Annotated in this window: 13 protein-coding genes; 12 read left to right on the forward strand and 1 reads right to left on the reverse strand. The window is 36.2% G+C overall.

Annotated features, from left to right (window positions below):
* The 12 genes from AAT17_RS11545 (at position 1) to AAT17_RS11600 (ending at position 15,739) form a co-directional block, all read left to right on the forward strand.
* Positions 1-1,161 (forward strand): formimidoylglutamase, encoded by a 1,161-nt coding sequence (locus tag AAT17_RS11545; RefSeq protein ID WP_060524510.1) that lies wholly within the window; start codon positions 1-3, stop codon positions 1,159-1,161.
* Positions 1,162-1,273: 112 nt separating this feature from the next.
* Positions 1,274-2,644 (forward strand): gliding motility lipoprotein GldK, encoded by a 1,371-nt coding sequence (gldK, locus tag AAT17_RS11550; RefSeq protein WP_042277979.1) that lies wholly within the window; start codon positions 1,274-1,276, stop codon positions 2,642-2,644.
* Positions 2,645-2,700: 56 nt separating this feature from the next.
* Complete coding sequence (gldL, locus tag AAT17_RS11555) at positions 2,701-3,366, forward strand: gliding motility protein GldL (RefSeq protein ID WP_060524512.1); 666 nt, start codon at positions 2,701-2,703, stop codon at positions 3,364-3,366.
* Positions 3,367-3,408: 42 nt separating this feature from the next.
* Entirely contained in the window at positions 3,409-4,956 is a 1,548-nt protein-coding gene (gene gldM, locus AAT17_RS11560) for a gliding motility protein GldM (RefSeq protein WP_060524514.1), read from the forward strand.
* Between the two features lie 21 nt (positions 4,957-4,977).
* On the forward strand, positions 4,978-5,907 hold the full coding sequence (gene gldN, locus AAT17_RS11565) for a gliding motility protein GldN (protein WP_060524516.1): 930 nt from the start codon (positions 4,978-4,980) through the stop codon (positions 5,905-5,907).
* A gap of 79 nt (positions 5,908-5,986) precedes the next feature.
* On the forward strand, positions 5,987-7,018 hold the full coding sequence (locus AAT17_RS11570; RefSeq protein WP_060524518.1) for an FAD-binding oxidoreductase: 1,032 nt from the start codon (positions 5,987-5,989) through the stop codon (positions 7,016-7,018).
* Between the two features lie 101 nt (positions 7,019-7,119).
* The gene (locus AAT17_RS11575; protein ID WP_060524520.1) at positions 7,120-9,072 is read left to right on the forward strand and encodes an ABC-F family ATP-binding cassette domain-containing protein; all 1,953 of its coding nucleotides are present in this window, start codon (positions 7,120-7,122) and stop codon (positions 9,070-9,072) included.
* Between the two features lie 73 nt (positions 9,073-9,145).
* Complete coding sequence (locus AAT17_RS11580; protein ID WP_060524522.1) at positions 9,146-10,255, forward strand: efflux RND transporter periplasmic adaptor subunit; 1,110 nt, start codon at positions 9,146-9,148, stop codon at positions 10,253-10,255.
* Between the two features lie 6 nt (positions 10,256-10,261).
* A complete protein-coding gene (locus AAT17_RS11585; RefSeq protein WP_060524524.1) occupies positions 10,262-13,477 on the forward strand; it encodes an efflux RND transporter permease subunit in 3,216 nt (1,071 codons plus the stop codon).
* On the forward strand, positions 13,467-14,831 hold the full coding sequence (locus AAT17_RS11590) for a TolC family protein (RefSeq protein ID WP_060524526.1): 1,365 nt from the start codon (positions 13,467-13,469) through the stop codon (positions 14,829-14,831). Before AAT17_RS11585 ends, AAT17_RS11590 begins: the two co-directional genes overlap by 11 nt.
* Positions 14,828-15,007 carry a CPXCG motif-containing cysteine-rich protein gene (locus AAT17_RS11595; RefSeq protein WP_042277993.1) on the forward strand — a complete coding sequence of 60 codons (180 nt, stop codon included), beginning with the start codon at positions 14,828-14,830 and terminating at the stop codon, positions 15,005-15,007. The genes AAT17_RS11590 and AAT17_RS11595 overlap by 4 nt, the downstream gene beginning before the upstream one ends.
* 18 nt (positions 15,008-15,025) lie before the next feature.
* Entirely contained in the window at positions 15,026-15,739 is a 714-nt protein-coding gene (locus tag AAT17_RS11600) for a pirin family protein (RefSeq protein WP_060524528.1), read from the forward strand.
* 59 nt (positions 15,740-15,798) lie between these two features.
* Here the strand turns inward: AAT17_RS11600 and AAT17_RS11605 are convergent, their stop codons facing one another.
* A complete protein-coding gene (locus tag AAT17_RS11605) occupies positions 15,799-16,263 on the reverse strand; it encodes a PA2169 family four-helix-bundle protein (RefSeq protein ID WP_060524530.1) in 465 nt (154 codons plus the stop codon).
* Between the last annotated feature and the right edge of the window lie 112 nt (positions 16,264-16,375).

Consider the following 16,375-nt stretch of genomic DNA (forward strand, 5'->3'; position numbering starts at 1 on the left):
ATGTCTCTGGATTTTTTAAACCCAGTTCATGAGCTTGCGGTGGCTCATGCAATGTTGCAACCACCTGCCACTTTAGGACAAACAATAAGAATTCATACAGAGCAAGATGGTATGCCAGACTTGCAAAATGTGGATTTGGTGATCATCGGTCTGTTAGAAAACCGTAAGGATAATAATGCCTTGATTCAAGTTAAAACTTTGGATCATATTAGAAGAAAGCTGTACGAATTGTATCCAGGAAACTGGACATCAACCATAGCCGATTTAGGAGATGTTTTTCCTGGTGAAACTGTTGAAGATACCTATTTCGTGATAAGACAGCTTACCGAATTTTTTCTCTTAAGAAAAATTATTCCTATATACATTGGTGGTAGTCAAGATCTTATGTATCCTATGTATCGAGCATTTGATGAGCATTATACTATGATTAATGCGTTGAATGTTGATTGTAGGTTTGACTTAGGCGATATCAATGCACCCATTACCTCACGCAATTACGTTGGTAAAATGGTTACAGAACAACCCTATAATTTATTCAATTATACCAATCTTGGTTTTCAAACCTATTTCAATTCGCAGGACGAAATTGAGTTGTTGCAGCGCATGTATTTTGAAGCAGATCGATTAGGTGCGTTGGATCAGGATATCACCTTAGCAGAGCCTCATATGAGAGATGCAGATTTGGTAGGTATCGATTTACAATCGGTTCGTAGTGGTGATCTCGCTTTCGCGAAAGCGAACCCTAATGGATTTAATGGTAAGCAAATTTGCAGCCTTTCCAGGTACGCTGGAATTAGTGATAGGTTAAAAGTATTTGGTGTTTTTGAGACTGTTCTGGAGGCAATAGATACACCAGCGCAGTTGGTAGCAGAGATAGTTTGGTATTTTATCGAAGGTTACAATTATCGCAGCGGTGAGTATCCATTGAATATCGATGATAATGTATTAAAGTATCAGGTACCTGTTAAGGACGAGATACTTATATTTTACAAGAGTAGTAATACTGGGCGCTGGTGGATAGAAATACCTTTTATTCAAGGAGTCAATAATAAATTAAAACAACACACGTTATTACCTTGTTCTTATCAAGATTATCAAGAAGCTTGCAATCAACATCTTCCTGATAAATGGTTAAGAGCTAGGAAGAAAAACGAATTTTAGCAACATTTTATCGATAGTTTCTTTAAATTAATCATAAAAAAAAGTTGTGGAATTATAAATAAAATAATAGGTTTACGGCCTTAAATCTCATAAAGATAACTTAAGATACCTTATGAAAAAGTTTTTTGTCCTTATAGCAGTGGCAGTTTTTGTAGCTAGTTGTGGAAAAGGAGACCGCGGAATGGTAGTAGGTGCCAAAGGAAAGAAATGGCATCCTGAAAAGCCTTATGGTATGACGCTTATACCAGGTGGTGCGTTTATAATGGGTAAAAGTGATGATGATATCGCTGCTACTAGAAACGCGCCGGCTAAAACTGTTACAGTACCATCTTTCTACATGGATGAAACTGAGATTACAAACGCAGAATACCGTCAGTTTACAAACTGGGTACGTGATTCTATTTTTAGAACAAATCTAGCTATTATGGCAGATGAAAATGGAGCTACTCCTGGTGATGATGGAATAGGGGAATTTGCCTTTCTTGATGGTGAAGAAGGAGAGCTTACTCCTTGGGAGCAATACCTACAAGATAACTACGTAGGTCTTGGTCCGACTGGATATGAAGGAAGAAAATTAAATCGTGATGTTGATCTTATTTGGGATACAGAGGAGATTCCAGACGAATTTTATGCTGAGGTTTATGACAATTTCTTAATCCCTTACGAGGAAGCTTATAACGGAGAACGTACTATCGATACGGACAAATTACAGTTTATGTATACAGAGTACGATGTTGAAGCGGTTGCTCGTAATCGTGACAAATCTAAATCTAGAAAAGACTTTATAACTCAAGAGCCAGTTCCTGTATATCCAGACACTACAGTATGGATTAGAGATTTTAACTATAGTTACAATGAGCCAATGCACAATGATTACTATTATCATGAAGCTTATAGTAATTATCCTGTAGTAGGAGTAAACTGGAAACAAGCTAAGGCGTTCTGTCAATGGAGAACACTTTATCACAATGGTTATAGAAAGCAACGTAACCTGGAAAGAGTATTTGAGTACCGTTTACCAAGTGAGGCAGAATGGGAATATGCTGCTCGTGGTGGATTGGAAGGAGCTACTTATCCATGGGGTGGTCCTTATGCAAAAAATGATAGAGGTTGTTTCCTTGCTAACTTCAAGCCATTAAGAGGTGATTACGCAGCAGATCAAGCGGTTTATACGGTAGAAGCAGATGCTTATGAACCAAATGATTACAACTTGTATAACATGTCAGGTAATGTATCAGAATGGGTGAATTCTTCATATGAGCCAGGAGCTTATGAATTTATGAGTTCATTATCGCCTGTAGTAAATGATAAAGAAAATAAACGTAAAGGTGTTAGAGGTGGATCTTGGAAGGATGTATCATACTTCTTACAAGTAGGAACTCGTGACTACGAATATCAGGATAGTGCAAGAAGTTTTATTGGTTTCCGTACGGTACAAACGTATCAAGGTACTGATATTACTCTTAATGCAGCTACTAACTAATACCCCTTAATTAATTAAATCTTAACTTAACAACTTAACTAAACACTTATTTAAAAATGGCACAGTCTAAAACAACTAAGAAATTATTTAACATGGCTTACGGTATCGGAGCCTCAATTGTAATTATCGGTGCATTATTCAAAATTCTTCACTGGGAAATTCCATTAGGTGGTGGAGCTAAAATTGGTGGTGGTACCTTACTTGCTATTGGTCTTATTACTGAAGCTTTAATTTTCTTTATATCTGCTTTTGAACCTGTAGAAGATGATCTTGATTGGTCACTTGTTTATCCGGAATTAGCTGGTGGTCAAGCAGTTGGTGGGAAAAAGAAAAAAGTAGAAGAGCCTAAAGATGCACAAGGTCTTTTATCAAAAAAATTAGATGAAATGCTTAAGGAGGCTAAACTTGATTCTGAACTTATGTCTAGTTTAGGAGACAGCATCCGTAGCTTTAAAGGTGCAGCAGAAGGTATTAAGCCAACTACTGAGGCTATGACTTCTACTAAAAAGTATTCTGAGGAAATGGCTCTTGCAGCTGCTCAAATGGAATCTTTAAACAGTCTTTACAAAGTACAAGTAGAGAGCGGTGCTAAACAAGCTGAAGCTAATCAAGCAATCGCTGAAAACGCTACTAAACTTCAAGAGCAAATGGCTGGACTAGCTAATAACTTATCTTCATTGAACAGTGTGTATGGTAACATGCTTGGAGCAATGAAAGCATAATTAGTTCGCTTAATTGATTTAACAACAACTAATTAAAAAGTTATGGCAGGAGGAAAACAGTCCCCAAGACAGAAGATGATTAACCTGATGTATCTGGTTTTCATCGCGATGCTTGCTCTTAATATGAGTAAGGAAGTTCTTAATGCATTTGGTCTATTAAATGCAAACATAGAAGAAAGCAATGTTGCTGCGACAGCAAAAAACAGTAATGCTATGAATGGTCTAGCACAATTAGCTAGTGACCAGCCTGAAAAATATGCTCCACTTAAAGCAAAGGCGGATAAAGTAGATCAATTATCTACTGAATACTATCAATATCTTCAAAATATTAAAGAAGAAATGGAAGGTTCGGTTGAGGATGCTACGGATTATCAGGTTATGGATAAGGCAGACTTTCTTGATCAGAAGTTCTTTGTAGGTGATAAATTGCGCCCTGAAGGAGAAGAATTTTTATCTAGAATGACAGAATATCGTGACAACATGAAACAAGTTGTTGCAGATAATGCAGAGTTAAAAAGTGAATTAGATAATAAATTCACACCTAATGCTGAAACTAATCGTGATGGTAAAGAAGTTGAATACATGGACTATCACTATAAAGGTTTTCCATTAATTGCTTCAATTGCTAAGATTACATTATTGCAAAGTCAAGTTAAGAATATTGAATCTGAAGTTTTAAGTAAATTAACAACTGGCGCTCTTAAGGAAGAAGTGAGTATGAATAAGTATACCACTCTTATGGAGACTCCTAAAGCTGCTTACTACAATGGAGAGACTTTTGATGGTCAAATTGTTTTAGGAAGAAAGGATGCTACATTAAAACCTAAAAGAGTTGAGCTGAAATTAGATGGTAGAACGTTATCTGAAAATCAATACGCCATTGAGGATGGTCGTGTTGTACTAAAAGTTGGTGCAGGTTCGGTTGGTGATCACAAAATCACAGGTCAGTTGATATTTGAACAAGACGGTGAGGACTTACCTGTTGATGTTGAACAATCTTTCGCTACTATTGCTAAGCCTAATTCGGCAACTATATCTGCTGATAAGATGAACGTTGTATATCGTGGTGTAGATAACCCAATGACGATTACTTTTGCAGGAGTTCAAAGTGGTAATGTTAATGCATCTGCTCCTGGTTTAAGAAAGCAAAGTGGTTCTAGTTATATCATGAGTCCTGGTGCTGGTAAAGAAGTTAAGATTAATGTTACTGGTAAATTATCTACTGGTGAAACAGTTTCTGATTCTAAAACTTTCCGTATCAAAAACTTACCAAGACCTACAGGTATGGTAGCAGGTGAATACGACGATGTTAAAAAAGGACGTCAACAGCTTGCTATATCTGATGTTGACGCTAAGTTCTTAAACTTTGACTTTGAATTAAAGCCAAGAGTTACAAGTTTTATATTTAAAGTGCCTGGCCAGCCTGCTATACCAGTAAGTGGTAATAGATTAAATGGTGCTGCAAAAAGTGCTTTAAATAGAGCTCGTAAGGGTGATATCGTTCAATTTGCTAAAATTAAAGCTGCTATTCCTGGAGTTAAGGTAAACCTTCCAGGTGTATCAAGTGTAGCAGTTGAACTTACAAACTAATAAATTAATAGTATCTCAATAATGAAGAAGATAATCGTTTTAATAGCTGCTGTAGCCTTTACAGGAACTGCTGTTGCTCAAAACAATATTCTCAATGCCAAAAGTCCAGAGGAATTTGGGAAATTGACGGAAGAACAGATTGAAAATAATAACGATACACCGTTACCTTATGGATATGTGGAACAACGTGATGTGTTATGGCAAAGAACTGTATGGGAAACCATAGATCTTGATGAGCGTATTAATTTTCCTCTTTATTATCCTGTAGACACTATAAGAGTAGGTAAAGACCGTCGTTCTTTATTTCATGTATTAACTGATGCTGCTATAAAAGGAGATCTACCTTTATATGCTGATTCTTATTTCAATGAGAAAAGAGAATTTGCTGATATAGAAAACTCATTGAGCAGTCAAACAATTTCTGAAGCTGGTATCAACATCCTTAATGATGAAGGTATTATTCTTGAAGAAGGAGTAAGACCTCTAGATGTAGATACTACTTACAACATCCCTGGTTTTGATCAGTATGTCAACGTAGTAACTGTTGGTGCAGACAATGTGAAGGAATACAGAATACGTGGTGTATGGTATTTCGATGCTCGTCAATCTGAATTACGTTATCGTTTAATCGGTATATGTCCTGTTACTCCAGATGCTAACTTTATGGACTCTGATGAAGGTGTTGAATTATTCTGGGTTTACTATCCAGATGCTCGTCAACTACTTCACGAGGCTAAAGCATTTAATACACTTAACAGTGCGCGTCCTATTTCATTTGATCATATTTTAAATTCACGCAGATTTAATGCGTTAATCTATAAAATGGACAATGTTCAAGGTGATCGTGAAATCGAACGTTACATTGCAGATAACTCTTTAATGCAGTTATTAGAATCTAGAAGATTAAACGAAATAATTAGAAATTTCGAATTAGACATGTGGAATTACTAAAACTACATAATTAAATTTATAAAACCTCGCTGTAAAGCGAGGTTTTTTTTTGACGTAAATTTGTTGTTCATCTTTTTATATGAAAGACACTTTAATTATTGGTGGTGGAATCTCAGGTTGTACTCTTGCCTGGCAATGGTACTTTAACAATAAATCATTCACCTTAGTTACCGATCAAAAAAAAGGATCTAGTGCAGTTGCAGCTGGCGTCTATAATCCAACTATTTTAAAAAGGTTTACTAGTGTATGGAAAGCGCAGGAACAGCTTGAGTATATGTTGCCTTTTTACCAAAAAATAGAAAAGGAATTAGACTGTAAATTACTTCATCCCTATAAAATCTTAAGAAGATTACATGACAATAATGAACAGAAAACTTGGGTTGCAAAATCTGAAAAACCCGAATTAAAACCTTTTATGAAAGGTTCTATTTCTTCTTTAAAAATTGATGGAATTAATGCACCTTTTGGTTTTGGAGAGGTTACTCAAACGGGTTGGTTAGACACATTAACCTTCATGTCAAAATCCTATGAAATCTTTAAAAATTTAGATAGTTTTTATACAGGTAATGACAACGGTCTTTCTTTTGATAATCAATCTGTGATTTTTAATACAGAAGTCTTTGATCATGTAATTTATGCAGAAGGTTATGCCATAAAGGATAATGCAAAATTTAATTATTTGCCCTTACAAGGTAATAAAGGAGAAATCATGCTTATAAAAGCACCTGATTTAAAGCTTAATGCTATTATCAAGGCAGGTGTTTTTATTATGCCTTACAAGGACGATATGTTTTGGGTAGGAGCTACGTACAATAGGCATGACCTGTCTGATAATATTTCACACCCAGGCGCGCAATTTCTTTCCTCTCGTTTGGAAAAAATTCTCACGGTACCTTATCAGATTGTCGAATATAAATGGGGCATTAGACCAACAACGGTTGATAGGAGACCTTTTTTAGGAGCACATCCTAATCTTAAAAATCATTATGTTTTTAATGGAATGGGTAGTAGGGCAGTGTTGATTGCTCCTTGGGCTAGTGAACAGCTCCATAATTGTATTTTCAAAAACACATCCTTACATCCAGAAATCGATATTCAAAGATTTAGGTAAATAATTGTTCATTTTCCATTTAAATAAATATGTAGCTTTTAACTGCCAAAGTTTTAAGGTTTACTGGTAGTTACGCATCTTTGCATCCATAGAATACTTACATGTTAAACATTCATAATTTACACGTTTCATTTGGTGGTGAGACACTTTTCCAAGAAATCACTTTTCGTTTAAACGCTGGTCAACGAGTTGGACTTATCGGTAAAAATGGTGCTGGTAAATCTACCTTACTCAAAGTAGTAGCTGGTGATTTAGAGTACGATGAAGGTCAGGTAGCTATGGAAAAAGGTACCAGTATAGGTTTCTTAAGACAGGATATTGATTTCGTACAAGGAAGAACAGTTCTAGAAGAGGCTTATACCGCTTTCGCGAAAGCGATACAAATAGAAGCTCAGTTAGAAAACATTAATGAGCAACTTGCCACACGCACCGATTATGAAAGTGAAGGTTACAATCAACTCATGATCGATTTGAGTGATTTAACTCATGAGTATGAAATTATTGGCGGATATCATTATAAGGGAGAAACTGAAAAGATTTTAAAAGGACTAGGTTTTCAACCAGAACAATTTAATAAACTAACTGATGAACTTTCAGGTGGCTGGCGCATGCGTATTGAGCTAGCAAAATTATTATTAGAAAATCATGATATCCTGCTTCTGGATGAACCTACTAACCACCTGGATATTGAATCTATACTTTGGTTAGAGCAATTTTTGCAAAATTATCCAGGAGCTGTAATGATTGTAAGTCACGACAAGATGTTTTTGGACAATGTCACAAACCGAACTATAGAAATCAGTCTAGGTCGTATTTATGATTATCCAAAGCCTTATACCAAATTTCTAGAACTACGTGCCGAAATTAGAGAACAACAAGAGGCTACATTCAAAAACCAACAAAAGGAAATTGAACGTACTGAAAAGCTGATTGAAAAATTTAGAGCCAAAGCAAGCAAAGCGACCATGGCACAGTCACTTATAAAAAAGTTGGACCGCATGGATGTGGTCGAGATTGAGCAAGAGGATAACGCAGCTATGAATATCCGTTTTGCGGCATCAGTTCAACCTGGTAAAGTTGTTCTAGAGCTAGAAGATGTTTCAAAAAACTATGGTGCCAAAACGGTATTGAGGAATGTAAACTTACTACTTGAAAGAGGTAAACGAGTAGCGTTTGTAGGGCAAAACGGAATGGGAAAATCTACACTTGCAAAAATTATTGTAGGTGATATTAATGATGCTCAAGGGAATGTGAATTTAGGACACAACGTTCAGTTGGGTTATTTTGCACAAAATCAGGCAGAATATCTAGACGGTGAAAAAACCATTTTAGATACCATGCTAGATGCTGCAGACGATACTAATCGTGTCAAAGTAAGAGACATGCTAGGAAGTTTCCTTTTTAGAGGAGATGAAGTGGAAAAAAAGGTCAAGGTATTAAGTGGTGGAGAACGCAATAGGCTGGCACTTTGTAAATTATTGTTACAGCCATTTAACGTCCTGATTATGGATGAGCCTACAAACCACCTAGATATACAGTCAAAAAATGTATTGAAAAAAGCCCTACTTAACTACGATGGTACATTAATAGTCGTTTCTCACGATAGAGAATTTTTACAAGGGCTTACTGAATTGGTGTATGAGTTTAGAGATCACAAACTTCAGGTGCATTTAGGCGATATTGATTATTATCTAGAGCAACGCAAGGCTATGGATATGCGAGAGATTGAAAAAGTCTCAAAGGATAGTAAGAACGATAAAGAGGTAAGTGGTACGCTTTCGCGAAAGCAAGAAGAATCACAACCTGAAAAAAAATTAAGTTACGAGGATCAAAAAAAACTGAAATCGCTCAATAATCGTTTATCAAAAGCAGAATCTAACATAAACCGATTAGAAAAGGAGATTAAAGAGATTGATCTAGAATTACAAGTGAATTATGATCAAACCGTTGCCGACCCTAAATTTTTTGATTCCTACCAAGCTCTTAAAACAGAATTAAAAGACTGGAATCAAAAATGGGAATCCTTATACGAGGAAATTGAATCCTTTTCCTAGTCTTTAAGTTTTCCTTAACCGCAGCAGTATGATATTATTGTAGTTTTGGCACTACTTTAATATTTGTATATACATGCGAACTGCTTTACGTATTGTTCTAGGCTTGCTTATTATTCTTGGTGCAGCCTATGGTGCTTATTCTATTTTTAATAGCAAAAAGAAACCAAAACCTAAGATCAAGAAAGAGGTTAAGATTGTTCAAGTTGATACAGTAAAAAATACTACTGTACCAATTATTATTCCTGCACAAGGTAACTTACAAGCAAAGGATAGAATTGAATTATATGCCGAGGTTTCTGGTGTGTTTAAACCTGTAAATAAGCTCTTTAGAACAGGACAGGAGTATAAAGCTGGAGAGACTATTATCCTTATAGATAATACAGAATTTTATGCGCAGGTTCAAAGCTTGCGCAGTAGTTTGAATAATCAAATTACAGCGCTCATGCCAGATTTACGACTTGATTATCCCGAGTCGTTCCAGCAGTGGCAGGATTACCTTAATAACTGGAACATTAATGCAGCCACAGCAGCATTACCAGAGCCAAAATCAGATAAGGAAAAATATTACATAACTGGTCGTAATATTTATACAACCTATTACAATATTAAAAATTTAGAGCAACGATTAGGTAAATACCGCATAAGAGCTCCTTTTACAGGAACTTTGACCGAGGCTAATGTTACCGAAGGTACATTAGTGCGCAATGGTCAACTACTAGGTGAATTTATTAAATCAGGAACCTATGAACTACCGGTAGCGGTAAGTAGTGAATTTGCTGACTTGCTAAAAGTAGGGGGAAAGGTAGTTCTTGAAAATGTTACAAGGACTAAAACCTATACAGGTACTATTACTAGAATAAATGCTAAAATCGATCAAGCTAGTCAAACTATTGACGCTATAATTGAAGTAAGTGATGCAGATTTAAAAGAAGGAATGTTTGTTCAAGCTCAATTAGAAGCCGAGAAAATTGATCAAGCAATTGAAATTAGTAGGTCTCTATTACAAAATGATAAGGCGTTGTTTACCGTTCAAGATAGTGTGCTTAAACTTATGGAAGTGAATCCAGTCTATTTTAGTGATAAAACAGCTGTAATAAAGGACGTTCCTGATAATACTGTTATCATTTCAAAATCTTTACCTGGTGCTTATGAAGGCATGCTTGTAAAACCAGAAGAGGAGTAAGGAGACATGAAAAAAATCATCAGTTATTTTATAGAACATCACATCGCAGTTAATGTGATGATCTTTGCATTTTTAGTGTTTGGTATCATAGGTGCTTTATCTCTTAATTCTTCCTTTTTTCCACTAGTAGACTCAAAAATTATTACCATTAATGTGGTCTACCCAGGAGCTTCACCTCAAGAAATAGAAGAAGGAGTTGTTTTAAAAATTGAAGATAATTTAAAGGGTATTGAAGGTGTAGATAGGGTTACTAGTGCATCACGAGAGAATGCAGGAACTATTACAGTAGAAATAATAAAAGGTTACGATATCGACTTTATGCTGCTCGAGGTTAAAAATGCAGTTGATAGAGTCCCATCATTTCCCACAGGTATGGAGCCGCTAGTAGTAGCCAAACAAGAAAATGCTCGACCTACTATATCTTTTGCTGTAAGCGGTAAGAATATACCTTTAAAAACGCTTAAAACAATAGCTCGTGATATTGAAAATGATCTTAGAGGAATAGACGGTATTTCTCAAGTTAATATTGCAGGTTATCCGGCCGAGGAAATTGAAATTGCTGTTAATGAAAATACTCTGTTGGCTTATAATTTAAGCTTTCAAGAGGTTGCAGATGCTGTTGCTAGTAGTAATTTACTGGTTACCGGTGGTAATATTAAAACCGATGTTGAGGAGTATCTAATTAGGGCAAACAGCCGTAACTATTACGGGACTGAGCTTAACTTTATTCCTGTACGTACTAATAGTGATGGTACTACTTTAAGATTAAGCGATGTAGCTACTGTGCGAGACCGTTTCTCTGAAACACCAAATGCATCCTACTTTAATAATGAACTTGCAGTAAATGTTACCATTACCAGTACTAATTCTGAAGATTTAATTGATAGTGCCGATAAGGTTAAGGAGTACATTGAAGGATTCAATCAACGTTCTTCAAATGTACAGTTAAACGTAGTGAGTGATCAATCAATTACCTTAAATCAAAGAACAGCATTACTGGCAGAAAATGCTGTTGTAGGAATGATTTTAGTCTTGATATTTCTATCGGTTTTTTTAAATGTAAGATTGGCTTTTTGGGTAGCTTTTGGATTACCAGTAGCTTTTTTAGGAATGTTCATGTTTGCTGGGCAGTTTGATGTCACCATCAATGTGCTTTCCTTATTTGGGATGATAATCGTGATAGGTATATTGGTGGACGATGGGATTGTGATTGCCGAAAATATCTATCAGCATTACGAGAATGGTAAAAGTGCTATAAAAGCTGCTGTTGATGGAACACTAGAAGTGATTCCACCTATTTTGAGTGCGATTACAACAACGATACTAGCCTTTTCTTCCTTTTTATTTTTAGATAGTAGAATAGGCGAGTTTTTTAGTGAGGTTTCCGTTATTGTTATGTTGACATTATTGGTGTCTCTAGTTGAGGCATTGATCATTTTACCAGCTCACCTGGCACATTCCAAAGCGCTGGCAGATAAACCTAAGGAACCTAAAAGTAAACTAGGACAATTCTTCAAAAAAATGAGAGGAATTAACGACTACGGCGATAGATCCATGGCGTGGATGCGAGATAAACTTTACGCGCCTGCTTTACGATTTACCCTACGCAATAAGTTTTTGACTTTTAGTTTTTTCTTAGCGGCTATTTTACTCACTTTAGGAAGTATAGGTGGTGGAGTTATTGGAGTAACTTTATTTCCTAGAATTGCAAGCGATAGAGTAAGTGTAGAATTGGAAATGCCTAATGGAACAGCCACTGCAATTACAGATTCTATTATTTCACATATAGAACAAAAAGCGCAAATTGTAAATCAAGAGTTAACCGAGGAATACCTAACCGATGATGTTTATGGTGATAGCATTATGCTGTTTGAAAACATTATTAAAACACAAACCTCATCTTCTTCAGCTGGATTAACGATAAACCTATTGCCTGGTGAAACTAGACCAGAATCTCTCAACTCAAATATTGTTTCTAACCGATTAAGGGAACTAGTAGGAGATGTTCCAGGCGCTGAAAGACTGGTCTTTGGATCAGGTGGTAACTTTGGCGGTAGTCCTGTTTCAGTTTCTTTATTGAGTAATGATATTCAGGAATTGAAATCTGCGACTGAGGAATTAAAGGAAATTTTAACAAGCAATCCGTTGCTCAAGGATGTTACCGATAACGATCCTGCTGGAATAAAAGAAATACGACTTAACTTAAAACAAAATGCTTATGCGCTAGGTCTTAATACACGAAGTATTATGAATCAAGTAAGAGCTGCTTTTTTCGGTCGCGAGGCACAACGATTCCAACGAGGTCAAGACGAGATTAAAGTATGGGTGCGCTACGATCGTGAAAACCGAAGCAGTATTACTGACCTAGATGAATTGAGAATAGTAACGCCAGCTGGAGATCGTGTGCCTCTTAGAGACATTGCAGAATACACAATTGAACGTGGCGATGTTGTCATTAATCACCTTGACGGTCGTAGGGAAATCCAAGTTTCTGCCGATTTAAAGGATCCTAATCAAAGCGCCACAGATATCCTTACAGACATTCAGGAAAACATTATTCCAGAATTACAGACCAAGTACCCGACCATATCACCTAACTATTTGAATGGACAGGCACGCGAGGCACAAAAGATAAGTTCCAGTGCAGGCGCTGTAATGCCTATAATTTTATTATTAATTTATATAGTAATCGCGTTTACCTTCAGAAGTTGGACACAACCTATCATGCTATTATTACTTATTCCTTTTAGTCTGGTGGCAGTAGGTTGGGGACACTGGATTCATGGTTTTCCTGTGAATATTTTATCGATGCTAGGTATTATCGCATTAATAGGAATTATGGTAAACGACGGTCTTGTACTCATCGGTAAATTCAATAATTACATTAAGGAAGGACTAGATTTTGATGACGCCCTTTATGAGGCAGGAAAATCACGTTTTAGAGCCATATTTTTAACCTCTATAACTACCATTGCTGGTCTAGCACCCTTACTGTTAGAAACTAGCCGACAGGCGCAATTTCTTAAACCCATGGCGATTTCAATATCTTACGGGATAGGTTTGGCCACGATTTTAACCTTATTGTTGTTACCATTATTTTTAAGTTTCGGAAATCGTAGTAAGCTCGCTATGCGCTGGCTTATAAAAGGTGAATCTTTAGCTCCTAAGGAAGTGACACCGGTAAAAAAAGAACAAGATAGCACAGTGGATTATGAAGAATAAAAGTAGGTTTATCTTAATGGCTTTTTGTTTCTACGCTTTCGCGAAAGCGTACTCACAACAGTCACCAGAGAGCTTGTTAACCAAGCAAGAGGCAATTGCACAAATGCTAGAAAATAATTACGGAGTTAGAATTGCTGAAAATCAAAAACTCATTGCTGAAAATAATAAAGGGATTCTGAATTCTGGATACTTGCCTACCGTTAATGGAACAGCAGGCGCCAATTATGAACAAACTGATACCGAGGTAGACTTTGGCGGCGCCTCAAATCAAGATGGATCGGTAAGGGATAATGTAAACATTCAGGATGCTGAAACGAGACGTTACAATGCTGCGATCAATGTCAATTACACTTTGTTTGATGGTTTAGGTAGGTTGTACAACTACAAGCGTTTAAAAGAATTATATAACTTATCTGAATTACAAGCTAGACAAACCATAGAAACAAATGCCTTGCAATTGATGTCTGTCTATCTAGAGGTAGCACGTATTAGAGAAAACGTACAAGTACTAGAACAGGCACTGGATATATCCTTAAAGCGAGAGCAAAGAGCGCAGTACCAGTTTGATTATGGACAAGTAAACAAACTTGAGGTTCTTAATGCTAGAGTAGATATTAATACCGACAGTATTAACTTACTAAATGCTCAACAACAATTACGTAATGCAAAACGAGATTTAAACTTTATCATGCAACGTGATATAGAAACGTCGTTTGCAGTAGATACAACCGTAACATTACTCAATGAACTCGAGATTGTATCGTTTATTGAAAAGGCTAGTGAGAACAACGTACGTTTATTACAAGCCGATCGCAACGTGACTGTAAGTGAATACGATATTAAAACAGCAAGGTCGCTTATGTTACCTCGAATAGGTCTAACAGGTTCTTACGGTTGGAATCAAACTGACAACCCAGCTAGTGCATTTTTCCCAAGTACTACCAATTTGAGTACTTCATTGCAGTTGGGTGCAAATCTTACATGGGATATTTTTGACGGTGGTACATCAATCACTAATTATCGAAATGCGCAAATTCGATTCAATAATGAAGAACTGCTTAAAAAACAAATAGGCGACGAGGTAAAGAGAGATATCGCAAATGCTCGTGGTAATTACAACAACGCTTTACGAATTTATCAAATGCAGGAGCAAAACTTGATCACTAATCAAAACAACTTCACGAGAACTGAAGAGCGTTATAAATTAGGTCAAGTATCGTCGGTGGAGTTTAGACAGGCTCAGGTAAACTTGTTAAACGCTCAAACAACAAAAAACCTTGCTAAGTACGATGCCAAACTTGCCGAGTTACAATTACTACAACTCACAGGACAATTATTAAATGTGGAGTTATGATAGAGCATTTTTTTATGTGTCCGCATTGTTGGCAAGAAATTTCAATGTTACTAGATCCAGCCTATTCACAAACTTATGTAGAAGACTGTGAAGTGTGCTGCAATCCTATTGAGATTAAGGTGGTGTTTGAAAACGGTAGTTTAGAAAGCTTTAACGCTACAGAATTAGGTCAATGATTAACTTGTAAAAAAAAAATGAAAACAGTTATACATAGAGCGGAAACTAGAGGAGCTGCTAACTTTGGTTGGTTAGATGCCAGACACACCTTTAGTTTTGGTAGGTATTATAATCCGGATAGAATGAGCTTTGGCGTTTTACGGGTTTTAAACGACGATAGAATTGCAGGTGGAGCAGGATTTCCTACTCATCCACATGATAATATGGAAATTGTTACCATTCCTTTGGAAGGTGCTCTAGAACATAATGATAGTATGGGAAATACCGCTGTCATAGAAAAGGGCAAGGTACAAGTAATGAGCGCAGGAACAGGTGTGCAGCACAGCGAGTATAATAAAAATGAAAATGAGGAACTCAAGCTATTGCAAATATGGATGATTCCTAATAAACAGAATGTAACGCCTAGGTATGATGAAGTCGCGATAAGTGAAATCGCTGTTGAGAACGAACTCTACCAAATTCTATCGCCTAATCCAGATGATGATGGTGTTTGGGTACATCAAAACAGTTGGTGGTATATGATTCAAACCACAAAGGACAGCCACCTTACTTATAAATTTAAAGATGAAACAAACGGTCTGTATATCTTTTTAATTAAAGGATCTATAACTATAGATGGCGAACAATTATCTACGAGAGATGGTATCGGTATATACCAGACTTCATCTTTTGATTTTAATATTACCCAGGATAGTGAAGCTTTATTTATGGAAGTTCCGTTGAAGTTTTAAAATAGTAAATGAAAAAAGGCTGCCGATAGTGGCAGCCTTTTTATTTTTATCATTGCATATTACCTGTCTAAATCATCGGCGATGTCTTCCAATCGTTTTACTGTATTTACAGTAGATTGAACTTCATCCTTTTGAGCTTGTAAGATACTCACTATGGTAGGAGGCAATTCACCCTTATGTTCGAGCACATTTTCATATTCTTCGATAGTTGCTTTTTCACCTCTTAAACATTCCTCTAGTATTGTTTCCTCTTTGTTAGAAGAAAGAGCTGCTTTTAAATTCGTCCAACTGCGATGCATGTCACCAGTAAAGGATCCTGATAGATGAGCCTCACCATTTACATTATTCATTTCGTTAATTAAAGCACCTGCATATTCAGTTCTACGTTGTGCTTGAGAAATAAACCATTTTTTTAATTGGACATTATCTACAACTTCGGCAGCATTTTCATAACCATGTTGCGCGTCGTAACTTTTTTCTATTAGATTATTCAGATAATTTTCTGTTTTTACTGTATTGCTCATAATTTTTTATTTTGAATTTACATAGAATAAAAGAGCATGTTCTTAAAATTCAATCAATTGAAAATCTTTTAACAACTGTTATATTTTATTATGAAAGATTCTCTCCAAAATA

It is taken from the genome of Nonlabens sp. MIC269 (genome assembly GCF_001430865.1).
Taxonomy (GTDB): domain Bacteria; phylum Bacteroidota; class Bacteroidia; order Flavobacteriales; family Flavobacteriaceae; genus Nonlabens; species Nonlabens tegetincola.